Source organism: Pseudomonas sp. SDO524_S393 (genome assembly GCF_054071875.1).
In genome coordinates this window covers 1-24,809 of the sequence record NZ_JBSVVZ010000008.1, presented here as the reverse complement: position 1 = coordinate 24,809, position 24,809 = coordinate 1, and the positions used below count along the sequence as shown (strand labels likewise).

Sequence of the window (24,809 nt, the reverse complement as noted above, 5' to 3'; positions counted from 1 at the left end):
CATGCGCACGTCACTGATCATCCCGACCCGCAACGCCTCCAGCCACCTGGCGCGACTGCTGCCGGCGCTGAAAATGCAGACCCTGCAACCGGACGAAATGCTGGTGGTGGACAGCGCCTCCAGCGATGACACCGTGGCGCGTTTTCGCGACTTCGGCGCCCGGGTCGAAGTGATCGACGCCCGCGACTTCAATCACGGCGGCACACGGCGCTGGGCCAGCGAACAGGTGAATGGCGACGCGCTGATCGTCATGACCCAGGACGCCATCCCCGCCGCCCCCGACACCTTCGCCAACCTGCTCGACGAATTGCAGCAGGACCCGCACAACGGCGTGGCCTACGGTCGGCAATTGCCGCATCCCGGTGCCGGGGTGCTGGGCGCGCAGTCGCGGCATTTCAACTACCCGGCCCAGAGCCGCAGCAAGAGCCTGGCCGATGCGCCGGAGCTGGGCATCAAGACGTGCTTCAGTTCCGACTCGTTCTCGGTGTACCGGCGCAGCGCCCTGCAATCGGTCGGCGGTTTTCCCGCCGACGTGATCGGCAGCGAAGACGCCTACGTCGCGGCGCGCATGCTGCTGGAAGGCTACAAGGTGCGCTACGCCGCCTCGGCGCTGGTGTATCACTCCCACGATTACCGACTCATGGATGAATTTCACCGCTACTTCGACATTGGCGTGTTCTACGGTCGCGAACCGTGGATCCGCCAGGCATTTGGCGATGCCGGCGGTGAAGGTAAACGCTATGTACTGGCTGAGCTGGCGGCATTGCGCGCAGCCGGTGCATTGCACCGCGTACCCGAAGTCCTGGTGCGCAGCGCGTTCAAGCTGCTCGGCTACCGGCTGGGCCATCTGGAGCGCCGCCTCCCCCTCGCCCTCAAACGGCGCATCAGCATGTTCCCCGGTTATTGGAGGTGAGCATCATGACCAACAGGAAGTCCCATTTGATGAAACGAACCGTGCTCGTCCTGGCCATGATGGCCCTGGCTGCCTGCAATACACCCGCGCGCATCGTCCCGCCGGACGACAAGACCGTCGAAGACGGCAAGCGCGCCCTCGATCAGCTTGCCCAACTGCCGCCGGCGGTGGAACGCATCCGCGTCGGCGATCAGTTGCGCATTGTGCGCGACGCCGGCGAGATGCCGACCCTCTCGGCGTTCAACGTCAGCACCATCTACGAGCTGACGCTGTATACCGTGCAGGCCGACGGCAAGATCAACTACCCGTTCCTGGGGCCGATCCAGGTCGCGGGGCGTCAGCCCTCGGAGCTGGCCACCGAACTGAGCAACAAGCTCGCGCCGGTGTATCGCGAACCCCGGGTGACGGTGAACATCAACCAGGCACCGGCCAACTCGGTGATCGTCGGCGGCGCGGTGAACAACCCGACGGCGGTGCAGATCGGCCTGGCCAGCACCCTGGAGCAAGCCATCATCGGCGCCGGCGGCGTGAACCCGTCGGGCAATGCCAGCATGGTCGCGCTGCTGCGTGAAGATGCACAAGGCGCGTATCACGCGTACTTCCTCGATTTCAGCCAGTACCTCAAACCCGGTCCCAATGGGCGCAAACCGGTTCGACTGCAACGGGGCGACGTGGTGTTCGTGCCCAAATCCAACGTGGGCGAGCGCATCCAGGGAGTGGATACCTACTTGAACCAATTGATCCCGTTCACCAAGTCCATTGGGGTGGGCTACAACTACACCCGAACCAGCGGCGGCAATAACTAAAGGAGCGACATCCCATGATCGAGATCCGTTCTTTTCGTGATCTTCTGCGCTTGTTCTTCATCTTCCGGCATGAGTTCAGGCTGGCCGCCATCGCCGCGCTGGTGATCATCCTGCTGGGGGCCTTCCTGCTGCCGGCCAAGTACGAGTCCACGGCGCGCCTGCTGGTCAAGCCGGGGCGGGATTCGACCCTGCCCATCGAGATCAGCAACCGCCAGGCGCTGGTGATGCCCAGCACCCAGCGTGACCCGATTGTCGACGAGGAACGCCTGCTGACCGGGCGCCCCATCGTGCGCGCGGTGGCCGAGCACTACCTGGAGGTCATCGAAAACGCGCCACCGCCGGAAGGCTTCTGGAAGCGCACCAAGTACTACGTCAAGAGCGGCGTGGGTGCGGTGTTCGATGGCGTGCGCGTGGTGCTGGAAACCGTGGGCATCGTCGAGAAGACCACGCCGGTGGAACGCCTCGCGGCGAGCCTGGAGAAAAACTTCGAAGTGAGCCATGCCGCCGGCTCCACGGTGATGGACATCAGCTTCCACTGGGGCGACCCGGAGATTGCCCAGGCGGTGGTCAAGCACTGGGTGGACACCTACGTCAACGAGCGCACCCAGGCCCTGGGCCGCAAGAGCCTGTACGCGTTCTATGAAGGCCAGGTGGCCAACAGCGCAACCGAGATCCAGAGCTACAAGCAGCAGATCCTCACGCACTTGAACCAGATCGGCGCGGCGAGCATCACCGACCGCCTGGAAGACTTGTCCGAGCGCATCAACGTGCTGCGCGGCGAAACCTTCAACACTACGCGGTTGATCGCCTCGTCCGACAGCGCCATCGCCAGCACCCGTGAGCAACTCAAGGGCCAGCCCAAGGAAGTGACCACGGTTCGCCAGATCGCCCTGAACCCGCAGCAGCAGGACTTGCGTCGCCTGCTCAACCAGAAGCTGCTGGAAAAGGCCGACATGATGCGCACCTACACCGACAATGCGCCGCCGGTCAAAGCCCTGGACGCGTCGATCCAGGCGATGCGGGCCCAGGTCGCCAGTGAAAGCAACACCGTGCAGAGTTCGGAAAACCGTGCGCCGAACACCCTGGAAATCCACTTGCAGCGGGTGCTGCTGGATGAGTCCAGCAACAACCTGGCGCTGCGTACCCAACTGGTGCAACAGCAAAAGCAACTGGTCAACCTGGAGGCTCAACGCAAGGAAGCCCTGGAGATCGAGCCTGAGCTGACCCGTCTCTCCCGCGAGCTGGGCGCCACCGAGCGCAACTACGCGCTGTATGTGGATAACCTGGAAAAATCGCGCATCGACCGTGAGCTGGACAACAGCCAGATCAGCAACATTGCGGTGATCGAGGAAGCCACCCTGAACCCGGGCCGCATCTTCCCGAAAACCCTGGTGATGCTGGTGCTGGCGATCCCGTTTGCGATCGTCGTCGGGTTGCTGGTGATCTACCTGTGCTACCTGCTCGACCAGCGTATTCACGACGGTGGCCTGGTGGAGCGCAAGTTCGGCCTGCCGCTGTGGACCACCCTGCCGGAGCTGGACACCAGCACCGCGCAGAGCACCAACGCGTTCAACGCCAGCATCTATCGGCTGTATGGTTTGTTGCAGCTCGACCGGATCGCCGAACAGGGCCTGACCCTGGGGCTGACTTCGGCGCGCCACGGCGAAGGCGTGACCTTCGTGGTGGAACAGCTGCGCCAGTTGCTGCAAGAGAACGGGATTTCGGTGCGCATCGGCGGGGCCGACTCACCGGCACCGGGTGAAGTCGTGCTGCTGGACGCTTCGGCGCTGCTGGACAACCGCGATGCCTTTATCAACCTGCGCCGTGCCGACCTGATCGCGCTGGTGGTGGAGGCCCAGAAAAGCACGGTGCCGGTGGTGGAACATGCGTTGTCGATCCTCAATACGGCGTTCGGCAAAGTGGATGGCATCATTATCAACCGCCGCAAGTTCGAGGTACCGGCCAAGGTGCTGCGCACCATCGCCCACTACCGGGGGGCGTTCTGATGCGTATCGCCCTGCTCGCTCCCTTGCCGCCGGAAAAAAACGGGATCGCCGACTACGCGAACCATTTCAAGACGGCCTTGGAGCAGTTGGGCGTCACGGTGTTGACCCCGTTGAGCGGTGTGTCGCCGAACAGTGCGGCAATCCGCCAAGCCGTGGCGGCCTTCGACTGGCAGGGTGTGGACCTGGTCCACGCCGAGCTGGGCGGCGGGCGCCTCGGCGAGTTCCTGGCCTTGCGCGAACTGCGCAAGGCCTACCCGCAACTGCCGCTGACCGCCACCGTGCATGATCCCGAGCGGATCGTGTGGCGGCGCGAGCAACTGCCCTTTCCGCTGAACCTGCTGGACCGTTTGCCCAGCCCGCTGCCGCAAGCGGCGGTGGTGCTGGCCGATCCCCTGACCCTGCGCGAAGAGCGTCAGGTTGCCCAGGGCCTGACCCGGCTGGTCACCCTGACCCGCCTGGGCGCCGACTGCCTGAGCCAACGCATGCAATTGCCGGCGGGCAAAGTGGCGGTCATCAACCACGCCAACCTGGCGATTGCGCCGGCACCGCTGCCGTCGCTCGACACCCTGCGCGTGTTGTATTTCGGTTTTATCTACCGCGGCAAAGGCATCGAAGACTTGGTGCAGGCACTGGCCGATGTGTTTCGACAAGCCCCCGAATTGCGTGACCGTGTGCGCCTGACCCTGGCCGGTGGCACCGCTGCGGAAATGGCCTTTGGCGCAGGCGGCAACTACCTGGACCAGTTGAACAAACAGATCGCCGAACTCGGCCTGGCCGACGCCATCGACTGGCGACTGAACCTGCCCGCCGAGGAGATTGCCCAGACGATCCAGGCCCACCATGTAATGGTGCTGCCGTATCGCGAATCGAAAAAACTCGGCCTGCTGGGGCGCCAGCGCGGCACCAGCGGCGCGTTGTCCTGGGCTACGGCCTGCGGGCGCGGCGCAATCACTTCCGATGCACGCGCCTTTGCCGAGGAAGTCGCCAGCGGCAACGGCGCCATCTACCCCGAAGGCAACGTAAGCGCCCTGGGCGAGCAACTACTGCGCCTGGCGCGCACGCCGCTGCTGGCCCGGGACTGGGCCGAACGTGCCGGCGAGATTGGCCGCGAACGCCTGTGGCCACTGACCGCGGCAAAATTTGCCAAGCTGTTTGGCGACGCCATCGAGGGGGCGCCTTATGGCCGCTAAACGCACCTGGCTGGCCACCCTGGCCGTGGTCGCCGCACTGGGGCTGACGGCCTTTTTGTGGGGCCGTCAGGCCGACGCCCAAAGCCATGTGCTCAAGGGCAACAAGGAAGTGGTGTGGAAGGATTTCCTGGGGGTGAATGCGCAGTTCCTGTGGTTCAGCCCCGAGCGTTATCAGAAGCAGATCGACCGCCTCAAGGCCCTGGGCCTGGAGTGGGTGCGCCTGGATCTGCACTGGGACCAGCTGGAAACCGCGCAGAACCAGTACAAGCTCGCCACCCTCGATGAACTGGTGGGCAAGCTGCAACAGAACCAGCTCAAATCGGTGTTTTACCTGGTGGGCTCGGCGCGCTTCATCACCAGCGCCCCGCCGCTGTCGATGTACCCCGACCAGTACCCGCCCAAAGACCCGAACGTGTTCGCCAACCGCATCGCGCTGTTGTCCCAGCGTTACCCCAGCGTCGATGCGTGGCAGGTGTGGAACGAACCGAATTTGCTGGGCTTCTGGCGCCCGGCGGCGGACCCGGCAGGCTATGCGCAGTTGCTGACCCTGAGCGCCGCCGCCCTGCGGGTGGTGGACCCGAACAAACCGGTGGTGGCCGCCGGCATGGCGTTCTTCAGCGAGATGCCCAACGGCCAGACCATGTTCAGTGCCCTCGGCGCGCTGGGTGTCGCCAGCCTGAACACCATCGTGTCCTACCACCCCTACACCCAGTTGCCCGAAGGCAACGACCCGGCCAACCTGGACTTTATCGACAAAGCCACCCAGCTCAACCAGGCCCTGCGCAGCGGCGGCGTGCAGACCCTGTGGAGCACCGAGTGGGGCTGGTCCACCTACAAGGGGCCCAAAGACGCCCAGGACCTGATCAGCCCCCAATCCCAGGCCGATTACGTGGTGCGGCGCCTGGCGTTGATGAGTGCACTGGATTACGACCGGATTTTCCTGTTCACCCTGAGCGACCTCGACCTGCGGGCCAGCGTGCGTGACCGCTCCTACGGTTTACTGGACATCGACACCAACCCCAAGCCGGTCTACACCGCGCTGAAAAACTTTCTCGACGTGAGCGGGCCCAAGCTCATCCCCGGCGACCCGCCCACCGCCGACCAACTGCCCGACGGCCTGTTCAGCATCGGCTGGACCCGCGCCGACGGGCGCAAGCTGTGGTTCTTCTGGTCCGCCCAGGGCGGTAACGCGCACTTGCCGAACCTGGCCAGCGCGACCCTGTACGACCCATTGCGAGGTACGCAAACCCCGGTAAGCGGCGCCAACGGCCTGACCGTGCCGGTCAAGTCGAACCTGCAAATTCTGTTATGGGATTAGAGCCAGCCATGCGCATTTTATGGATCCTGCCCTATTCGCCCTGGCCCGCCACCAGCGGCGGCAAGACGCGCCAGTTTCATCTGCTGCGCAGCCTGGCGGCGCGTGGGCACCGGATCACGTTGCTGCTGCATGACAAACACCCGGTGTCCCCCGCCGACCGCCAGGTGCTGGAGGCGTTTCTCGAACAATTGATCGTCCTGCCGCGCCGGCCCTTGCGCAGCGTCAAGACCGTGCTGGCCGGGCTGTTTGCGCCCTATCCGCTGCTGGCCAGCGTGAACGGCCTGTCGGCGGCATTGGAAGACCGCTTCACTCGGTTGCTCAACGAGCCGTGGGACGTGGTGCAGATCGAACACACCTATAGCTTCCAGCCGTACGAGAAAACGTTGGCGGACAAATCCCAGCCCTTTGTGCTGACCGAGCACAACGTCGAATCATCCCTCGGCGCCGCCACCTACGACCGCTTGCCAGGGTGGGCGCTGCCGTTCATTCGCTACGATCAATGGCGCTACCAACGTTGGGAGCGCCGCGTGATGCGCCAGGCTGCGCAGGTGGTGGCGGTGACCGAAGCCGATGCGCAAACCCTGGAGAACATCGCCGGCAAACCGGTGCCGGTGGTGGTCAATGGCGTGGACTGCGCACACTTCGCCGGCGCGCGTCCGGACCCGTCGACGCGGCGCGTGCTGTTCCTCGGCAATTACGAATACGCGCCCAATGTGGACGCCATCGAATGGGCGCTGGACGAGATCCTGCCCAAGGTCTGGGAGCGCTGCCCGGAAGCGCGCATGAGCGTGTGTGGCTTCGGCATGCCGGACAGCTGGCGTGAGCGCTGGCAGGACCCGCGCATCGAATGGCAAGGCTTTGTGCCGAACCTGTTGAACCTGCAATCGAGCAGTTCGGTGTTCCTGGCGCCGCTGCGCCACGGTGGCGGTTCCAAGCTCAAGGTACTCGAAGCCCTGGCCGCCGGCCTGCCATTAGCCAGCACCGCACAAGGCGTGTCAGGCCTGGACCTGGTGGAAGGCCTGGACTATCTCGGCGGCCAGACTGCCGCCAGCCTCGCGGATGCGGTGGTGCGCCTGTTGCAGTTCCCCGACGCCGCCGCGCCCATGGGTGAAGCGGGCCGCGCTTATGTGCGCCGCGCCCATGACTGGAGTGTCGCCGCCAGCCAGTTGGAACAGGTGTACGCCAGCCTTTCCCCGCTCAATCACAAGGAGCCCGCATGCGTATAGGCCTGGACTACCGCGCCGTCGGCACTTCGCCGCAATCGGGCATCAGCCGCCAGGTGTATGCGCTGGAAGCGGCCTTGCACACGTTGCCCGACGTCGAACTGCAGCGTTTTACCGTGGCGCCGCTGGGCGATGAAACCCGTTTGCACGCCCACTGCCCGGACTGGGGCTGTGCCAAGACGGCCATGCACCAGCCGCAGAACCGCCTGCGTTTCGAAGCCGGTTTTTTGCCCCGCGCCTTGCGCGAACACCAGATCGATCTGTACATCAGCACCTTCAACATGGGCCTGCCGTTGCCGCCCAAGCCGAAAGGCTTGCGTACGGTGGTGCTGTTGCATGACCTGTTTCAGATCACCTTGAACAACTACCACGCCAACCGTTTGAAGGCGCTGATCTACAAGACCAGTGATCGCCTGTCGATTGCCTACGCGGTGCACAGTGCCGACCGCGTATGGACGCCGTCGCAGTACAGCGCCGATGAAACCGTGCGGCTGTTTCCCAAGGCGGCGGGCAAGGTGCGCGTGCTGCCCAACCAGGTCGACGGGTTTGTCGAGCTGGCCGCGGACCTGACTGCACGCCAACTGCCGCCGCATTACTGGTTGCTGGTGGGCACCCGTGAGCTGCGCAAGAACGTGCCGTTCTTCGTCGACGCCTGGCAGCAGGCACGCCGACAGTCGCCTGCGGTGCCGGAACTGGTGATGGTCGGTAGCCTGGACCACTTGCCCGAGGCCCAGCGCGCACTGCCGGGGATTCGCGCGTTGAGCGGTGTGTCGGACGCCGAGTTGCATGCGCTGTATCGACAGGCTTCGCGGCTGTGGCAGCCGTCCTATGCCGAGGGCTTCGGCTTGCCGGTGATCGAGGCATTGAGCGTGGGCACGCCCGTGGCCGTGGCCAGCGGCACTTCGCTGGATGAAATCACCCCGCCCTCGGCACCGCGTTTTTCGCCCACCGATGGCCCGGCGCTGGTGCAACTGATGCTCGGCCTGGCCGAGCACGCCGATGAGACGTCGCCCGAACAACGCCGGCAGTGGGCCGAACGCTACAACCCGCACGCTTATCGCCAGCGTCTGGCCGAATTGATCGAGGAACTGAAGTGAGACTATCCCTGGCAAGCCTCGTCGCAATCCTGTTCGGCCTGCTGTTCGGCGCGCTCGCGCTGGCGTTGTCACCGGCCAAGGCATTTCTGGCGGTGATTGGCCTGGCGGCCGCGGTGACCATCCTGCGCTTTCCGCTCTGGGGCCTGTTGCTGTTTGCGCTGGTCGCCACGTTCATGCCGTACTCGACCATCAACCTGGGGATCCGCAGTACCGTCAGCGAAGCCATCCTGGCCCTGACCTGGGGCGCGGTGTTGTGGCACAACTTCCTCGCACGCCTGCCCGACACGCCGAGCCTTACCCGTCGCCCCACCGACCAGATGCTGCTGTGGCTGATGCTGTTCAGCGTGTTCCCGTTCATTGTCGGGCAGGTCACCATTCAAGCCGAGACCAGCGGCGTGGCCAACTGGCTGCGCTGGTTGCTGAGCCTGTCGTCGGTGTTCCTCTGCGCCAAACTGCTGGAGGAGCGCAGGCACCGCGAATCCCTGGTGATCGCGCTGCTGCTGGGCAGCCTGGCGATGCTGGTGCTGTCGATCGCCGTGTTCGTGCGCACTCGCTCCGGCGCCGGTATCGCGCCGGTGCTGGCACTGCTCAACTACGGCAACTTCGACATGCTCAAATTCGGCCTGGAAGCGATGTCGTCGCGCATGGGCTCGCCGTGGATGCACCCGAACGCCATCGGCGGGATCATGGCTTTGCTGCTGCCGCTGGCGTTCTGTTTCGGCATGACCGAACAGGGCTGGAAACGCGCGCTGGGCCTGGGTGTGGCGTGCCTGGGGGCGGCGGCGTTGCTGCTGGCGAGCAGCCGGGGGGCGATGGTCAGCCTGGCGTTGGTGCTGATCTGGCTGGCCACGCGCCGCGTGCCTTATACCGGTCGCCTGCTGATGATCGGCGCCGCGCTGACCGTGGCGCTGGTGATGGCGTACCCGCCGTTGCAGGAGCGTCTGGCGACGATCTTTTCGTCGAGCAACGCCAGTACCGAAGTGCGCTTCGATGAATACCGCATGTTCCCGCAGGCCGTGGCGGCCTACCCGTTCGGCATCGGCTTCAAGGTCGACCCGCCGGTGCCGGGCACGCACTTGCTGGGCATTTCCAACCTGTGGCTGAACTTCATCTACAAGACCGGCATCGTCGGCATGTTGCTGTTCGTCGCGGTGACCGTGCGCTGGTGGCGCGAGGCGCGTCCGGAAAAAGGCCCGATCCGCCTGACCAAGGACAACGCCTTGTGGCTGGGCAGTACCGCCGGGATTCTTGCGGCGCTGGTCAGCGGCCTGTTCGATCACTACTTCAGTTTTGCCGTGGTGATGGTGGCGCTGTTCTGGATGATGGTGGGGATCAATGTGCTGGAGGCACGCCGGCTGTTTGCGGCGCGCCTGCCGCAGGTCAAGACCGTGGTGTATCGCAAGCCGCTGGTTAATGGCGTGCGGCCCTGACCATGCTCAGTTCCGCCGCCTGGCTGACCGTGGCGACCCTGCTGAGCCTGTGCCTGGGGTTCGCGCGTGAATGGTTGCTGGTGGCCGCGTGGGGGGCGGGCGAGCGCAGTGATGCATTCCTGATTGCGTTGTTCCTGCCCGAAGCATTGCGCATGTCCCTGGCCGGCGGTGTACTGAGCGCCGCCGCGCTGCCGCTGTACCTGGAACGCAAGGACGGCGAGCGCCTGGGCTGGCTGGCGGTATTGTTCCCGACATTGTTGCTGATCGCCCTGCTGACCAGTGGGCTGCTGACGCTGCTCGCGCCCTGGCTGGTGCAGGTGCTCGGCCCCGGTCTCGCGGCCAGCGCCACGGAACTGGCCGGCAGTAACTTGCAGATCGTGGCCTGGTGCGTGCCTGGCCTGATGTTGCATGCACTGTTCAGTATCCCGTTGCAGGCCAGCGAGCGCTTTGTGCTGGCGGGCCTGGGCTCGCTGCTGTTCAACCTGCCGCCGGTGACTTACCTCGCCCTGGCCGGCACCGCCACGCAGCCCCATGCACTCGCCCTGGCCTGCCTGGCCGGCAGCCTGTTGATGCCGCTGGCGCTGCTGCCGTCGGTGTGGCGCCAGGGCTGGCGCCCGTGGCACTGGCAATGGACATTCGCACCGTTGCGGGAGCTGGGTCAGCGTATCGGGCCGCTCTTGCTGAGCAACGGCGCCAGCCAGGGCCTGGCCCTTATCGAGCGGTTGGTGGCCTCGCTGCTGGGGGAAGGCGCGGTGACCTGGGTGAACCTGGCGCGCAAGTTGATGAACCTGCCGCTGATTGCCCTGATGAGCCTCAACCAGGTGTTGCTGGGCATGATGAGCCGACGCCAGGGCGATGAGCGCCTGGCCCTGCTCAAACGCGGCCTGGAAACCGCCAGCGTGCTGACCCTGCCCGCCGGCGTCGGCCTGGTGGCGGCGGCACCGAGCCTGGTGGCCTTGCTGCTGCCCAAGCAATCGGCGGACTCGCCGCTGCCGCTGCTGCTGGCGTGGTTTGCCGTGCCGCTGGTGTTCGGCGCGTGGAACGCCTTGCTCGCGCGCTACGCCTACGCCGCCGGGGATACGCGCCAGCCGCTGCGCTGCGAGTTGCTGGGCAGCCTGGTCAACGTGCTGTTGCTCGGCGCCCTGCCCTTTGTGTTTGGCCTGGCCGGTATCCCGCTGGCGGCGCTGGCGGGAGTGATCTGCACCGCGCTGTTGCTGATGCAGCGCCAGGCCTTGCTGGACGCCCTGCCCTGGGCGCGGCAATGGCTGCTCAGCGCATTGCTGATGGGCCTGGCGGCTTGGGTGTTGTTTCGAATTGAAGGCGTGTGGCTGCAACTGGGTCTGAGCACCCTGGCCGGCGCCGTCGTGTTGCTGGGGATGGGCCTGTGGCTGAAACCCTGGCGCAAGGCTTGAATGATCGTTTGGGAGAGGTCAGGTGAAAAATCGCTGGATTCAAATGGATATCGCCAAAGGCATCGGCATCCTGGTGATCGTGTATGCCCACAGTTGGTTCGTCGCCACGTCCCCGGACCTGATGTACCCGATTCTGGCGTCGTTCATCCTGCCGTTGTTTTTCTTTTTGTCCGGGGTGTTCTTCAAGCCCGAGCAACCGTTCGTGGAAATGGCGATACGCAAGGCCGATGGTCTGCTCAAGCCGTTTTTCTTCACCATGTTGCTGTACGTGACCGTGCGCGCCATCCTGCGCGGCCAGCCTTTGTTGCCCGACATCGGTGGCGTGTTGTATGCCTCGGTGGACACCATCCCGTGGCAGGCCATGTGGTTCCTGCCGCACTTCTGGGTGGCGATTCTGTTGAGTTGGGTGATGCTGCGGTTGATCCAGCGCCTGAAGCTGCCGCTATGGGCCAGCCTGCTGGTGGTGGGCGTGCAACTGCTGGTCGGGATCTGGGTGCTGCCGATGTTCTGGCAACTGCCGGTGACGTTCGGTGAGCACACCTGGGTGCTGCCGGGGTTGCCGTTCAGCCTGGATATCACGCTGATCAGCAGCACCTATTTCATCGTTGGCTACCTGTTGCGCGACTGGTTGCGCACCCATCCGGGTTCATGGCTGATGCTGGTGATCGCGGTGCTGGCGTTTGCGGCGGTGTTCATTCCGACCTGGGACACCATGGACCTGGCGCAGCGTCGCTATGATCACTGGTTGTGGACCAGCCTGCTGGCGGTGATTGGCGTGTACGCGTGCTGGGCGCTGGCACGGGTACTGATGGTGTCGGCGCTGGTCACCCGGGCGATGACCTATATCGGCCAGTCGACGCTGATCCTGCTGATTTTCCACGGTGAGATCCAGCACAAGACCTTCGACCTGATGGGGCGTCTGGGCCTGCATGCGTTCCTGGCGGCCTGTGTCGGTCTGGTGGTGGCGGTGGTGGTGCCGTTGTTGATCGGGGAAGTGATCAAGCGGGTGGCGTTTCTGCGGTTTTTCTATTTTCCGTTTCCAGTACATAAAAAACCCCAGGAACCGCGCTGATACTCGCTGAACGCCACCGACCTTGTAGTGAGCAGGCTTGCCCTGCGCCGGCGGCCCCCATTCGAACCACCGCGTTCTTTCAGGTGTACCGCGTTGTCCGGGTTTGGGTCTGCTGCGCAGACCAGCGCGGGCGGTGCGACGATTCGACAAGCCCGCTCACCACAAAAAGCTCGCTCATCCAATAAGAAATCAGCGCCACTGGCCTTGTGGTGAGCAGGCTTGCCCTGCGCCGGGCTGCGAAGCGGCCCCATTCGAACCAGCGCGTTCTTTCAGGTGTAGCGCGTTGTCCGGGTTTGGGTCTGCTGCGCAGACCCGCGCGGGCGGTGCGACGATTCGACAAGCCCGTTCACCATGAAAAAGCGTGGTTCAGTCGTCGAGTTGTTGGGGGGCTGGCTTGGTCGGGTGTTTGCCTGCTTTGGCGCCCTTGGCCGGCGCAGGAGCCGCTGCGGCGGGTTCAGGTTCGGCCGGCGCGGCCAGGTCTTTTTCAGCCTGGGGCATCTGGTCGATGGCGCTGAAAAAGGCCTTGAGGTCGAGGGTATCCGGCGGCACGGTCTTCTCGACCTTCTTCTCGCCGTCCTTGCCCACCAGGATCACTTTGGTCCCGCTGCCGGCTCCCAGCTTGAGGGCGCGGATCAGTGCGTTGGTTTCCGGAGGGGTGAGTTTCTTGCTGTCTTTGGGGTCCTTGGCGAACTTCTCGCCCTCGGCACCGATGCTGCCGAACTTCACGGTGTAGAACACCATGCTGCGTTCTTCAAAGGATTGTTTGTTGGCAGGCTCGTCGAGCTGTTTCTTGAGGGTCGCCAGGGTGTCGTTACCGGAATCAAGCTCCACCACCACCAGCGGCCGGGCTTTGCCCAAATCCTGCTTGAGCGGGTTGATATCATCCGCGGCCAACAGCGGCCCCGTAAAAGCCATCAAGGTAGCCAGGGTCAGCGACCGGATGAGCATGCACACCTCCTTTGAATTCCGTGCAGGGTTCTTGAGTTTCATGTCTGCGACAGTCAAATTCAAGGATGATTCCTACACCACTTTAAGAAAGCGTAGGTCAGGACGCCCGCTGCGCAAGGGGTTGCCAGGGTTCACGGGTCATTGTTTCTTCTGATTGCGGAAACATCATGAGACCTTCCATTCCGGCCAATGCCGCGCAAACACGGGGGCCACCAGGGCATCGGCGTCCACTTGCGCCAGGCTCTGGGCAAAGCCGGGCGCCAGGCCGTTCAAGGCGTCCCGCGCCTCATCCCAGCGCGACACCGCCGCCGCCATGATGCCCAGGGCATTCGGCGCTCCACCGGGGGCAAACAGCTGCTCGGCAAACTGGTCGGCGAAAACCACCCAGGCTTGGTGCAGATAGCGCCGCGTGCCGGTGACCAGTTGCGTCTGCACCGTCTCATTGACATTGCCCAACCAGCGCTGCGGGTAGTCGATGATGCCGATGGCCGAATAGCAATTGGCGGCGATGTACACCAGGCCGCGCAGGATCTGCGCGCGGTTGCCGGCCAGCAGTTCGGAAGACGGGTATTCCAGGCCCAGATGAATCAGAATCGCCGCGCTTTCAGTCAGCACCTGGCCATTGGGCGTGACCAGCGTCGGCACCTGTTTGAGCGGGTTGATGCGGGCGAGTTCGTCACTGCCCTCCCCCGTGACCCAGGAGCTGGCGTCGACCCTCCGCCACGGCACCCCGCAACGCTGCAGGGCGATTTCGATCATGCAGGAGCCAGACTCGTCGATGCCATAGAGCGTGTACATGGGCACTTCCTCCTAGCGTTGCAGTTTGGCCTGCAAGTGGGCCTTCACCTGCGGCCATTCCGAATCGATGATGCTGAAGCGCACCGAGTTGCGCTTGCGGCCATCGGGCATGATGCGTTCGTGGCGCACAATGCCTTCCTGCACGGCGCCGAGGCGCAGGATCGCGGCGCGGGATTTTTCGTTGAGTTCGTCGGTGGTGAATTGCACGCGCACGCAGTCGAGTACTTCGAAGGCATGGGTCAGCAGCAGGAGCTTGGCTTCGGTGTTGATCGAGGATTTCTGCGTGGATGCCGCCAGCCAGGTATGGCCGATTTCCAGCTTGCGATTGACCCGGTCGACCTTCCAGAACCGCGTGCTGCCGACCACCTGGCCGGTGTCGCGGCGCACGATGGTGAACGGGATCACCGTGCCGGCGTCGCGTCCGGCCAGGGCGGTATCGATGTATTGATCGACGGTGTCCGGGCCCGGTACGTTGGTGACCTTGAGGTTCCACAGTTGGCCATCGGCGGCGGCGTCGAGCAAGGCGGTGGCGTGTTCCCGTTGCAGGGGCAGGAGTTCGACCGTGGTGCCGGTCAGGGTGATCTGGGTCATGGAGGCTGCGCCGTCTGAGGGTCGTCAGTGGCCTAGAGTGCAGGCTCTTGGCCGGTGCTGGCAAGCCGTTTCAGAACAGGCCCATTTGCCCACCGACCAGCGTGCTGAAGTCGTCATTCACGAAAGGCAGAATCGCATCGGCCACCGGCTGCAATTGGCGGGTGACGTAGTGGTCGTAGTCGATCGGCGCCTGGCGCACTTCCAACGGTTCCGGACCGTTGACGGTCATCACGTAACTGATCCAGCCGCCACGCTGGTATTGGCGTGGCCGGCCCAGGCGGTCGTTGTAGTCGTCGGCCAGGCGCGCCGCGCGCACATGGGGCGGGACGTTGCGCTCGTAGTCGTCCAGTTGGCGGCGCAGGCGTTTGCGGTAGATCAACAGCTCGTCGAATTCACCACTGAGGGTGCGCCGCACGTAGTCACGCACGTAGTCCTGGTGGGGCTGGCGATGAAAGATGCGCTGATACAGCTCCTGCTGGAATTGCCGGGCCAGAGGCGACCAGTCGCTGCGTACGGTTTCCAGGCCTTTGTAGACCATGTCTTCACGGCCATCGCTGCGCACTACCAGGCCGGCATAACGCTTTTTGCTGCCCTCCTCGGCACCGCGGATGGTCGGCATCAGGAAGCGCGTGAAGTGGGTTTCGTATTGCAGCTCCAGGGCGCTTTGCAGGCCGAAATCACGTTGCAGGTGTTCGCGCCACCAGTCGTTGACGTGTTGCACCAGGCCCTGACCGATGCGATTGGCGTCTTCCTGGGAATGAGCACTGCCGAGCCAGACGAAGGTGGAGTCGGTGTCGCCGTAGATCACTTCATAGCCTTGGGCTTCGACCAACTGGCGGGTCTGGCGCATGATCTGGTGGCCGCGCATGGTGATCGACGAGGCCAACCGTGTGTCGAAGAAACGGCAGCCGCTGGAACCGAGTACGCCGTAGAAGGCGTTCATGATGATCTTCAACGCCTGGGACAACGGCGCGTTGTGGTCGCGCTTGGCCATTTCGCGGCCTTCGGCAACCCGCGCAACGATGGACGGCAGACAATGCCGGGTACGGGAGAAGCGCGCGCCGCGAAAGCCTTCCACCGACTCTGCGTCGTCGGGGTGCTTGAGGCCTTCGATCAGGCCGACCGGATCAATCAAGAAGCTGCGGATGATCGAGGGGTAGAGGCTTTTGTAATCCAGCACCAGCACCGACTCGTACAGGCCGGGACGCGAGTCCATGACAAATCCGCCGGGGCTGGCCTGGGGCGGTTTGTCTCCGAGGTTCGGCGCGACGAAGCCCTGGCGGTGCATCAGCGGCATGTACAGGTGGGTGAACGCGGCGACGGAGCCACCGCTGCGGTCGGCCGGCAACCCGGTGACGCTGGCACGTTCGAGCAAGAACGTGAGCAACTCGGTCTTTTCGAAGATGCGCGTGACCAGCTCGCAGTCCTTGAGGTTGTAGCGCGCCAGGGCCGGCTTGTCCTCGGCGAACATGCGATTGATTTCGTCCATGCGTTGGTACGGTGTGGAGATGTCCTTGCCTTCGCCCAGCAGGGTTTGCGCGACGTTTTCGAGGCTGAAGGATTCGAAGCTCCAGGTGGCCGAGCGCAAGGCCTCGATACCGTCGATGATCAAGCGCCCCGCCGCCGCGGCGAAATAATGGTTGCGGCTGCCATGCTCACGCCAGGCCATCGGCTCGGCGCCGCGCCCGAGCAGCAGCGGCACGTTGAGACGCTGGGCATGTTCGTGGAGCACCCGCAGGTCGAACTGCACCAGATTCCAGCCGATGATTGCATCGGGGTCATGCGTGGCGATCCATTGGTTGAGACGTTCGAGCAGTTGGGCGCGGGTGTCGCAGTAGTCGAGCTTGAAGTCGACGGCATCGGCCTTGTTCGGCGGCCCGAGCATGTATACCTGACGCTCGCCGCAACCTTCGAGGGCGATGGAATACAACTCCCCCTTGGCGGTGGTTTCGATGTCGAGGGACACCAGCTTGAGCGAGGGGCGGTAGTCGGGCGCTGGTTTCATCTGCGCCTCCAGCAACACGCCGTCGGCAGCAGGTGTGCCGCCAAACCACACGGGGGCGGTGATGAAGCGTTCCATCATGTAGCGCTCGGGCGGACGCACGTCGCCTTCGTAGACGTCGACACCGGCGGCGCGCAGGCGTTTTTCCACGTCCATGAGCTGGCGATGTTGGCGGGCGTAGAGGCCCAGCACCGGGCGGTGATGGAAGTCGCACAACTGCAGGGGGCGCAGTTCGATGTCGCGTTCGTCCTTGAGCAGCCAACCCAGCGGTTTGCGATGGGCTTCGGGAATGAACACCACCGAGGTTTGTACGGGTAGGCGGATGCACCTTGGCCCTTGGTCGGTGGCCAGCCAGAAACTGACCTCCGTGCCCGCCGGGGTATCGCGCCAATGCCGGGTCAGGACAAAACCCTGCTGTAAATCCACCGTACCGCACCTCAGGAATCGCTTTCAGGACGAGATTCTACTCGGCAATACGCGCACGCAGACCGTCAAGACAAATAATTGTTGCAGGGCGTTAATAATAATTACTATCATTTGCATCGGAGTCGTATCCGCGCAGTGAGGACGCGCAACATTTGTTGCCCTTTTTCCCACAGGATCGACCATGTTCGCCCGTAGCCCATTCGATGTGCCGTTTCGCCCGACTCTGCTCGCCCTTTGCTGCTCCCTGAGCGTTGCCGCTCACGCCGCAAGCCCCACCACTGCGCAGGATGCGAACAACCGTCAGGATGGCAACACCCTGGAATTGGGCGCCACCAGCATCAACGCCGAAGCCCCTACGCCCAATGCCCTGCCCCCGGTATACGCCGGCGGTCAGGTGGCACGCGGTGCGCAATTGGGCGTGCTGGGCAATCAGGACATCATGGATGTGCCGTTCAGCATGTCCTCCTATACCGAAAAACTGATTCGCGACCAGCAAGCCGAAACCGTCGGCGATGTGCTGCTCAACGACTCGTCCGTACGCCAGGCGTCGGGCTTCGCCAACCAGGCCCAGACCTTCATGATTCGCGGCCTGCCACTGAACGGCGACGACATTTCCTTTAACGGCCTGTACGGCATCCTGCCGCGTCAGATCATCTCCACTGACGCACTGGAGCGGGTCGAGGTGTTCAAGGGCCCGAACGCTTTCATCAACGGCGTCACCCCCACCGGCTCGGGCATTGGCGGTGGTGTGAACCTGCAAGCCAAACGCGCTGACGATGTGCCATTGCGTCGTTTCAGCACCGACATCAGCAGCGATGGCCGGGTAGGCGAGCACCTGGACCTTGGTCAGCGCTTCGGTGAGGACAATCGGTTTGGCGCACGGGTGAACATTTCCCAGCGCGAAGGCGATACCGGCATCGATGACGAGAGCCAGCGTTCGAAGCTGTTCGCAGTCGGCCTGGACTACCGTGGCGATGCGTTGCGCCTGTCCAGTGACTTTGTGTATCAGAAGCAGCGTATCAACGGCGGACGCAACTCCGTCTTCCTCGGTACCGCCACCCACGTACCGGATGCGCCATCAGCCGATACCAATTACGCGCCGAGCTGGAGCAGTACCAGCCTGGAAGACACACTGGGCATGCTCCGCGCCGAGTACGACCTGAACGACAACTGGACCGCTTACGCGGCGGCCGGCGCCAAGCATACCCGCGAAATGGGCCGTTACTCGTCGGTGACCCTGACCGACAATTTCGGCAATGCCCAGGCCAGCGGCTCGACCATTGCCCACGAAGAAGACAACAGCAGCGTGATGGGCGGTCTGAACGGCAAGTTCCAGACCGGGCAGGTCAGCCATCGCCTGAATGTCGGCCTGGCGGGCATCTGGACCCAGGGGCGCAATGCTTATGTGTTCGCCAGTGGACGCACCGCGACCAATATCTACAACCCGGTGACCGGTGCGCCACCGGCCTTGAACAACCCGCGCAATACGCCGGGTACCGACTTCAGCGACCCGACCATCACCGGCAAGACCTTCGTGCGCAGCCTGGCGGTGTCCGACACGCTGGGCTTGTTCGATGACCGCCTGCTGGTCACCGTTGGCGCCCGCCGCCAGCAGATGGTGGTGCAGGGCTACAACTACATGAGTGGCACCCGTACGGCCAACTATGACGAGTCGATCACCACGCCGGTCTATGGCCTTGTGTTCAAGCCGTGGGAACATGTGTCCCTGTATGCGAACCGCATCGAAGGGCTGGCCCAGGGCCCCACTTCGCCGATCAACTCGGGCACCCGCACAGTCATCGGCGGCGGCCAGGCCTATGCGCCGGCACGTTCCAAGCAGATCGAAGCCGGCGTGAAAGTGGACATGGGCACCTACGGCGCGACGCTGGGTGTGTACCGTATCGAACAGCCCGGCGCCGGCTACACCGAAGTGATCGACGCCAACACCGCGCGCTATGTGCGTGAAGGTCAGCAGATAAACAAGGGCGTGGAGTTCAACGTCTTCGGCGAACCGGTCAGCGGCCTGCGTTTGCTCGGCGGTGTGACCGTGATGAAGACCGAACTCAAGGACACCCAGAACGGCGCCAACGACGGCAACCGCGCCATCGGCGTGCCCTCCTTCCAGCTCAATGCCGGGGTGGACTGGGATGTGCCGGGCCTGCAAGGCGTGACGCTCAACGGACGCATGCTGCGTACCGGCGGCCAGTATGCCGACGCGGCCAACAACCTGAGCCTACCGACGTGGAACCGTTTCGACGTGGGCGCACGCTACAACTTCAAGGTCGCCCAGCGTGACGTCACCCTGGGTGCAACGGTCGAAAACGTCGCTAACGAGAAGTACTGGGAATCGGCCCAGGGTGGCTTCCTGAGCCAAGGCGACCCGCGCGTGGCGAAGTTTTCGGCAACGGTGGACTTCTAAGGGTGGATGGGCGGCAGCCAAGGCTGCCGCTCTTCAGGCCTGACGGGCCTGGCTCAGGTAGTTTTCGATGTTGCCCATCTGTTCATCCCAGCCTCGGGAATTCATCTTGAACGCTTTTTGCCGTCGAGCTTCGGGTACGGCGTCAAACCCGGACTCGACTACCCGCAGCAAAATGCCCGGCGAACGGTCTTCAATCGTGAACTCCACCAAGGTGGGTGTTTCTTTGTCGTAATCGACACCCTTCTCTACTGCAAACGGATGCCAGCGGAAAGAGAACAGGGTTTGCGGCAGGATCCGCTCGATCTTTGCCTTCCAGATCACATGCTCGTAACCGGGATAAGTGATCGGTGCCTCAAGTGTTTCCCCCGCCACAAAGTGTTTGCCCTCAAGGGCGATGCCGAACCAGTTGCCGAACCGCTCGGCATCGACCAGTGCTTCCCAGACCTGTTTACGTGGCGCGTTGAGCAGGACTTTTCGTTCTATGCGATCCAATACGTGCATAAGTCACCTCCTCCATTGACAGTAGGCGACATCGAACAATGCGCAACTCTTCACGGCACACTCGGGTTGTCGCTTCAGACGCGCGGATCACCGGGCGCCTTGGCTGGGGTTGCGTATTGCGGCTTCAGATGCCCCTCTTGGTCGAGCAGCCAGGCGTCCATGATTTGCCGCACCACCGGGCCCGCCACGCGGCCACCGGCCTCGCCGTTTTCGATCATCACCGAGATCACGATCTTCGGGTGTTCGGCAGGGGCAAAACCGACGAACAAGGCGTTGTCACGATGGCGTTCCAGGGTTTTGTCGCGGTTGTAGCGCTCGCCCTGTTTGATCGCCACCACTTGCGCGGTACCACTCTTGCCAGCGATACGGTACTGCGCGCCTTGCGCCGCGGCACGGGCAATACCCCGCGGATCGTGCATCACCAACTGCATGCCATGGTTGACCTGCTCCCAATCACGCGGATTCTTGAGAACCACGTTGGGCATCGGGTTTTCGTCCACCGGCGGCACGCCATTGATGGTCTTGGCCAGGCGCGGTCGGTTCCACACGCCCTTGTTGGCGATCAGCGCGGTAGCCTGGGCCAGTTGCAGCGGCGTGACCTGCATATAACCTTGGCCGATTCCGAGGATCACGGTTTCACCGGGGAACCAGGGTTGGCGGCGGGTCGCACGTTTCCATGCCTGGGAAGGCATCAGGCCAGCGGACTCTTCGAACATGTCCAGCGAGACTTTCTGACCCAGACCGAACTCGGCGAGGTAGTCGTGCAGGCGGTCGATGCCTAGCTTGTGGGCCAGGTCGTAGAAGTAGGTGTCGTTGGAGCGCATGATCGCTGCGTCCATGTCTACCCAACCGTCGCCGCTGTGGTTCCAGTTGCGGTATTTGTGGTCAAAATCGGGCAGTTGGTAGTAACCGGGGTCGAACACCCGGGTCTGAGCGGTAACGACACCGCTGTCGAGGCCGGCGATGGCCACTTCTGGCTTGATGGTCGAGCCTGGCGCATAGAGCCCGCGCAGGACGCGGTTGAACAGCGGCCGGTCGATGGAGTCGTGCAGCGCGGCGTATTCCTTGAAGCTGATACCGGTAACGAACAGGTTCGGGTCGAAGCTCGGCTTGCTGACCATGGCCAGCACTTCGCCAGTTTGCGGGTCGAGTGCGACCACCGAGCCACGGCGATCGCCCAAGGCTTCTTCAGCAGCTTCCTGGAGTTTGACGTCAAGGCTCAACACAATGTTTTTGCCGGGAATCGGGTCGGTGTGCTTGAGCACACGCAGCACACGGCCCTGGGCGTTGGTCTCGACCTCTTCATAACCCACATGGCCGTGCAGTTCGGACTCGTAAAAGCGCTCGATACCGGTCTTGCCAATGGACTGGGTGCCACGGTATTCAACCGAGTCGAGGGCCTTGGATTCCTTTTCGTTGATCCGCCCCACGTAGCCGATGGAATGGGCGAAATGCGCCCCCAATGGATAGTGCCGCACAAACTGTGGCTCGACGTCGACGCCAGGCAGGCGGAACTCGTTCACGGCCAGTAACGCGATTTGTTCTTCGGTCAGTTCGTAAAACAGTGTCACCGGCACAAAGGGGTGGCGTGCCTGCTTGAGCGCCTTGTCGAAGACCGCGCGGTCTTCGGCAGGCAAATGCAGCAAATTGACGATGGCATCCAGTTCACCGTTGAGGTCCGTGGTGCGCTCACGGGTGATCGTCAGGTTGTAGCTGGGGCGGTTGTCGGCCAGCACCACGCCGTTGCGGTCATAGATCAGCCCGCGGGTCGGCGTGATGGGCAGTACGTGAACACGATTGTTTTCAGAAATGGTGGAGTGATAGTCAAACTGCACGACCTGCAGGAAGTACATGCGCCCCACCAGGGCGCAGGTAATGCCCACCACCAGCAATGCGCAGGCAAACAGGCGCTTGTTGACCAGGCGGTATTCTTTTTCGTGGTCCTTGATCGGTATGGGTTCAGGCATTTCTACAGCATCTCGTTGAAGAAGGTCGACGCCGCATCCTGCGGGTGAAGAATCAATCCCTGTGAAAATGTGCTGCACCATACCAAAAATGCAGAAACACTTTGCATCGATTTCCCCAACGGCAGGCTGGAGGACGTTTATTTCATCAAGACAAAACCGATTTTGGCTCCAAAAAGGCTTCCAGGCCAAAAGTGCCATATTCACGGCCAATGCCCGATTGCTTGAAACCACCGAACGGCGCAAACGGTTCGTGAGCCAGGGTGTTGATCAACACGCGACCTGCCTCGATTTGAGCGGCCAATGTGCGGGCTCGATGGGGGTCGGAGGACAGAATGTACGCCTGTAACCCGTAGGGCGTATCGTTGGCGATGCTCAGGGCTTCGGCCTCATCGCTGTAGGTAATGATCGACAGCACCGGGCCAAAGATTTCTTCACGGGCAATGGTCATCTGATTGGTCACTCGACTGAATACGGTAGGTCGCACAAACCAACCGGACTCAATGTCGTCCGGCAGGCCTGGACCGCCAGCCAGCAGGTGAGCGCCCTCCTCCAAGCCGAGCTGGATGTATCGCTGGACCCGCTGCCATTGTTTGAGACTGACCATGGGGCCGACGCTGGTGGTTGGGTCGCGGGGCTCTCCCGCACGGATCGCAGCGACTTCCTCGACGATCAGCGCCTCGACTTCTTCCAGCCGATGAGCGGGTACGAGGATTCGGCTGCCAGCAATGCACGCTTGGCCGCTGTTCATGAAGCCGGCCTGAAGCGCCATGGGGATGGCTTCTTTCAGGTCCGCATCGTCAAGCACCAGGACCGGCGACTTTCCTCCCAACTCGAGGGTGATGCGTTTCAGGGTCTCCGCGCCGGCACGCAGGATTTGCTTACCCACAGCTGTCGAGCCGGTAAACGAAACCTTGGCGATATCCGGATGTGTGCTGAGTACGGCGCCAACGGTTTCGCCGCGTCCAGTCACGATATTGAAGACACCCGGCGGTAAACCCGCTTCGTGCAAGGCTCGTGTCACGATAGCGGTTTGCAGGGCGCTCATCTCACTGGGTTTGATCACCGCCGTACAGCCGGCGGCCAGCGCGGCCGCGAGTTTGCCGCAAATGAAACCGGCGTTGCTGTTCCAAGGCGTGATGAGGCCGGCGACACCCAGGGGTTGCATTGTCACTTCGGCAATGCCGATACGCTGGGTGAATCCGTAGTCTTGCAGCACGGTTGCCGCGTCCAGCAGGACACTCGCGGCATGTTTGGCCATCCAGACCGCCCGGGACACTGGGGCGCCATACTCTTCGATGATCGCATCGGTGAGTTCTGACTCTATGGACGCAACGGCAGCGTGCATGCGTTTGAGATAGTCGATTCGTACCGCTTTTGTGGTGCGAGCGTATTCGGGGAACGCTTGCTTTGCGGCATGGATCGCGGTGATCGCATCTTGCTCGTCGGCCAAGCGAACCTGACCGATACATTGGGCGGTGGCGGGATTGAAGAGATCGTATAGCTCTTCGCCATGGGGCGTCACGAATTGGCCGTTGATATAAATCTGGTTGATCTGATGCATGGGACCTCCAAGGAACTCAGTTGGTATGCCCTACGGTATGCCACTATGATTAGCCTGATAATCCGTACAAAACAGCATGAGTTGATGAGCGATACAGGACAATGAATACCTCGGGACTGAATGAGTTGGAAGCGGTACTGGCAGTTGCGCGTCATCGCAGCTTTCGGGCAGCGGCGACAGAGTTGAATGTCTCGACCTCCGCACTCAGCCACTCCATTGCCGGGCTAGAGGCCCGGCTAGGTGTACGGCTGTTCAATCGCACGACGCGCAGCGTGTCGCTGTCGGAGGTGGGAGCGGAGTTTGTCAGCACAATCACTCCGGCTATTTCGACGATCCGGGTGGCACTGGAGCAGGCAGGAAATCGTCAGGCCGCACCCAGCGGCACACTGCGGCTGAACACCTCGGCTGGCGCAGCCAAGCAGGTGATGCCTCTGCTACTGGAATACGCGCGGCGCTATCCGCAGATGAAGCTGGATATTGTCACGGAGGGGCGTCTGATCGATATCGTCGCCCAAGGGTTCGATGCAGGCATTCGTCTGGGCGACAGCATTGCGCAGGACATGATCGCCGTAGACATCAGTCCTGCGCAGCGTTTTGCGGTGCTGGGCAGCCCTGCCTACTTTGCCAATCGGCCTGTCCCAAAATCGCCCCTGGATCTGATCAGCCATGAATGCATTCGTAGCAGAATGCCGAGTGGTGCGATTTATCGCTGGGAGTTCGAACGGCATGGCGAAGCCATATCTGTGGATGTGCAGGGTTCGTTGACACTCGATAACTCTACGCTGATGGCGCAAGCAGCCAGAGCAGGCATGGGGCTGACTTATTTGACGGAGTGGCACGCGGCTTCAGACCTCGCCGCAGGGACGCTGGTGCGTGTACTGGAGGATTGGACACCACCGCTCGATAAGCTGCGCCTCTACTATCCAGGAAGACGACACGTTCCGGCGGGGCTTAGAGCGTTGATAGAACTGATCAGAGAGCAAGGGTTTTGATGGGCGCGTAGAGGACTGAGGGCCTGGTGAGTGTTCAAACTTTTCACCCGCCCAAAACAAAACCCCATCTGCTTTCGCAAATGGGGTTTCGGAATTTAATCTTGACGATGACCTACTCTCACATGGGGAAACCCCAC

General features: G+C 62.8%; 19 protein-coding genes. 12 read left to right on the top strand and 7 right to left on the bottom strand.

Annotated elements, in window-relative coordinates; translation table 11 throughout:
• The first annotated feature begins 1 nt into the window (after position 1).
• The 10 genes from ACW9IB_RS05685 to ACW9IB_RS05640 are packed head-to-tail and all read left to right on the top strand — an operon-like array spanning position 2 to position 12,467.
• Positions 2-913: a glycosyltransferase family 2 protein gene (locus ACW9IB_RS05685; protein WP_457365598.1), complete on the top strand. Its 912-nt coding sequence runs from the start codon at positions 2-4 to the stop codon at positions 911-913.
• Positions 914-942: 29 nt separating this feature from the next.
• A complete protein-coding gene (locus tag ACW9IB_RS05680) occupies positions 943-1,719 on the top strand; it encodes a polysaccharide biosynthesis/export family protein (protein ID WP_457365597.1) in 777 nt (258 codons plus the stop codon).
• Between the two features lie 14 nt (positions 1,720-1,733).
• Positions 1,734-3,725: a GumC family protein gene (locus ACW9IB_RS05675; protein WP_457365596.1), complete on the top strand. Its 1,992-nt coding sequence runs from the start codon at positions 1,734-1,736 to the stop codon at positions 3,723-3,725.
• Positions 3,725-4,915, top strand: a complete 1,191-nt coding sequence (locus ACW9IB_RS05670; RefSeq protein ID WP_457412695.1) for a glycosyltransferase — start codon at positions 3,725-3,727, stop codon at positions 4,913-4,915. Before ACW9IB_RS05675 ends, ACW9IB_RS05670 begins: the two co-directional genes overlap by 1 nt.
• Entirely contained in the window at positions 4,905-6,233 is a 1,329-nt protein-coding gene (locus ACW9IB_RS05665) for a GH39 family glycosyl hydrolase (RefSeq protein ID WP_457412693.1), read from the top strand. The genes ACW9IB_RS05670 and ACW9IB_RS05665 overlap by 11 nt, the downstream gene beginning before the upstream one ends.
• Positions 6,234-6,241: 8 nt before the next feature.
• Positions 6,242-7,459 (top strand): glycosyltransferase family 4 protein, encoded by a 1,218-nt coding sequence (locus tag ACW9IB_RS05660; protein ID WP_457412692.1) that lies wholly within the window; start codon positions 6,242-6,244, stop codon positions 7,457-7,459.
• Positions 7,450-8,553: a glycosyltransferase family 4 protein gene (locus tag ACW9IB_RS05655; RefSeq protein ID WP_457365592.1), complete on the top strand. Its 1,104-nt coding sequence runs from the start codon at positions 7,450-7,452 to the stop codon at positions 8,551-8,553. The genes ACW9IB_RS05660 and ACW9IB_RS05655 overlap by 10 nt, the downstream gene beginning before the upstream one ends.
• On the top strand, positions 8,550-9,983 hold the full coding sequence (locus tag ACW9IB_RS05650; RefSeq protein ID WP_457412691.1) for an O-antigen ligase family protein: 1,434 nt from the start codon (positions 8,550-8,552) through the stop codon (positions 9,981-9,983). Before ACW9IB_RS05655 ends, ACW9IB_RS05650 begins: the two co-directional genes overlap by 4 nt.
• A gap of 2 nt (positions 9,984-9,985) precedes the next feature.
• On the top strand, positions 9,986-11,395 hold the full coding sequence (murJ, locus tag ACW9IB_RS05645) for a murein biosynthesis integral membrane protein MurJ (protein ID WP_457412690.1): 1,410 nt from the start codon (positions 9,986-9,988) through the stop codon (positions 11,393-11,395).
• A gap of 43 nt (positions 11,396-11,438) precedes the next feature.
• Positions 11,439-12,467, top strand: coding sequence for an acyltransferase family protein (locus ACW9IB_RS05640; RefSeq protein WP_457412689.1), 1,029 nt, complete (start codon positions 11,439-11,441; stop codon positions 12,465-12,467).
• Between the two features lie 366 nt (positions 12,468-12,833).
• On the opposite strand, the gene ACW9IB_RS05635 is transcribed toward ACW9IB_RS05640, so the two are convergent.
• The 4 genes from ACW9IB_RS05635 to ACW9IB_RS05620 form a co-directional block, all read right to left on the bottom strand.
• Entirely contained in the window at positions 12,834-13,415 is a 582-nt protein-coding gene (locus tag ACW9IB_RS05635; RefSeq protein WP_457365588.1) for a DUF4174 domain-containing protein, read from the bottom strand.
• Between the two features lie 165 nt (positions 13,416-13,580).
• Positions 13,581-14,213, bottom strand: coding sequence for a glutathione S-transferase N-terminal domain-containing protein (locus ACW9IB_RS05630; RefSeq protein WP_457412688.1), 633 nt, complete (start codon positions 14,211-14,213; stop codon positions 13,581-13,583).
• Positions 14,214-14,225: 12 nt separating this feature from the next.
• A complete protein-coding gene (locus ACW9IB_RS05625) occupies positions 14,226-14,804 on the bottom strand; it encodes a GNAT family N-acetyltransferase (protein ID WP_457365586.1) in 579 nt (192 codons plus the stop codon).
• A gap of 70 nt (positions 14,805-14,874) precedes the next feature.
• Complete coding sequence (locus ACW9IB_RS05620) at positions 14,875-17,232, bottom strand: DNA polymerase II (RefSeq protein WP_457412687.1); 2,358 nt, start codon at positions 17,230-17,232, stop codon at positions 14,875-14,877.
• A gap of 181 nt (positions 17,233-17,413) precedes the next feature.
• Between ACW9IB_RS05620 and ACW9IB_RS05615 the strand changes: the two genes are divergently transcribed.
• Positions 17,414-19,651 (top strand): TonB-dependent receptor, encoded by a 2,238-nt coding sequence (locus ACW9IB_RS05615; RefSeq protein ID WP_457412685.1) that lies wholly within the window; start codon positions 17,414-17,416, stop codon positions 19,649-19,651.
• 33 nt (positions 19,652-19,684) lie between these two features.
• Here ACW9IB_RS05615 and ACW9IB_RS05610 read toward each other — a convergent pair whose 3' ends face one another.
• The 3 genes from ACW9IB_RS05610 to ACW9IB_RS05600 all read right to left on the bottom strand — a co-directional run bounded on the left by ACW9IB_RS05610 (position 19,685) and on the right by ACW9IB_RS05600 (position 23,680).
• Positions 19,685-20,152, bottom strand: coding sequence for an SRPBCC family protein (locus ACW9IB_RS05610; protein WP_457365583.1), 468 nt, complete (start codon positions 20,150-20,152; stop codon positions 19,685-19,687).
• 74 nt (positions 20,153-20,226) lie between these two features.
• Positions 20,227-22,119 carry a penicillin-binding protein 2 gene (gene mrdA / locus ACW9IB_RS05605; protein ID WP_457365582.1) on the bottom strand — a complete coding sequence of 631 codons (1,893 nt, stop codon included), beginning with the start codon at positions 22,117-22,119 and terminating at the stop codon, positions 20,227-20,229.
• Between the two features lie 145 nt (positions 22,120-22,264).
• Positions 22,265-23,680, bottom strand: a complete 1,416-nt coding sequence (locus ACW9IB_RS05600; protein ID WP_457412683.1) for an aldehyde dehydrogenase family protein — start codon at positions 23,678-23,680, stop codon at positions 22,265-22,267.
• 101 nt (positions 23,681-23,781) lie between these two features.
• Here ACW9IB_RS05600 and ACW9IB_RS05595 point away from each other — a divergent pair, with 101 nt between their 5' ends.
• Positions 23,782-24,672 (top strand): LysR substrate-binding domain-containing protein, encoded by an 891-nt coding sequence (locus ACW9IB_RS05595; protein ID WP_457365580.1) that lies wholly within the window; start codon positions 23,782-23,784, stop codon positions 24,670-24,672.
• Positions 24,673-24,809: the final 137 nt, after the last annotated feature.

Bases quoted from the DNA above. Each gene is read 5' to 3' on its own strand.
- ACW9IB_RS05685 (WP_457365598.1), top strand. From the start codon at position 2: ATGCGCACGTCACTGATCATCCCGACCCGCAACGCCTCCAGCCACCTG.
- ACW9IB_RS05680 (WP_457365597.1), top strand. From the start codon at position 943: ATGAAACGAACCGTGCTCGTCCTGGCCATGATGGCCCTGGCTGCCTGC.
- ACW9IB_RS05675 (WP_457365596.1), top strand. From the start codon at position 1,734: ATGATCGAGATCCGTTCTTTTCGTGATCTTCTGCGCTTGTTCTTCATC.
- ACW9IB_RS05670 (WP_457412695.1), top strand. From the start codon at position 3,725: ATGCGTATCGCCCTGCTCGCTCCCTTGCCGCCGGAAAAAAACGGGATC.
- ACW9IB_RS05665 (WP_457412693.1), top strand. From the start codon at position 4,905: ATGGCCGCTAAACGCACCTGGCTGGCCACCCTGGCCGTGGTCGCCGCA.
- ACW9IB_RS05660 (WP_457412692.1), top strand. From the start codon at position 6,242: ATGCGCATTTTATGGATCCTGCCCTATTCGCCCTGGCCCGCCACCAGC.
- ACW9IB_RS05655 (WP_457365592.1), top strand. From the start codon at position 7,450: ATGCGTATAGGCCTGGACTACCGCGCCGTCGGCACTTCGCCGCAATCG.
- murJ (WP_457412690.1), top strand. From the start codon at position 9,986: ATGCTCAGTTCCGCCGCCTGGCTGACCGTGGCGACCCTGCTGAGCCTG.
- ACW9IB_RS05640 (WP_457412689.1), top strand. From the start codon at position 11,439: ATGGATATCGCCAAAGGCATCGGCATCCTGGTGATCGTGTATGCCCAC.
- ACW9IB_RS05635 (WP_457365588.1), bottom strand. From the start codon at position 13,415: ATGCTCATCCGGTCGCTGACCCTGGCTACCTTGATGGCTTTTACGGGG.
- ACW9IB_RS05630 (WP_457412688.1), bottom strand. From the start codon at position 14,213: ATGTACACGCTCTATGGCATCGACGAGTCTGGCTCCTGCATGATCGAA.
- ACW9IB_RS05625 (WP_457365586.1), bottom strand. From the start codon at position 14,804: ATGACCCAGATCACCCTGACCGGCACCACGGTCGAACTCCTGCCCCTG.
- ACW9IB_RS05615 (WP_457412685.1), top strand. From the start codon at position 17,414: ATGTTCGCCCGTAGCCCATTCGATGTGCCGTTTCGCCCGACTCTGCTC.
- ACW9IB_RS05610 (WP_457365583.1), bottom strand. From the start codon at position 20,152: ATGCACGTATTGGATCGCATAGAACGAAAAGTCCTGCTCAACGCGCCA.
- mrdA (WP_457365582.1), bottom strand. From the start codon at position 22,119: ATGCCTGAACCCATACCGATCAAGGACCACGAAAAAGAATACCGCCTG.
- ACW9IB_RS05600 (WP_457412683.1), bottom strand. From the start codon at position 23,680: ATGCATCAGATCAACCAGATTTATATCAACGGCCAATTCGTGACGCCC.
- ACW9IB_RS05595 (WP_457365580.1), top strand. From the start codon at position 23,782: ATGAATACCTCGGGACTGAATGAGTTGGAAGCGGTACTGGCAGTTGCG.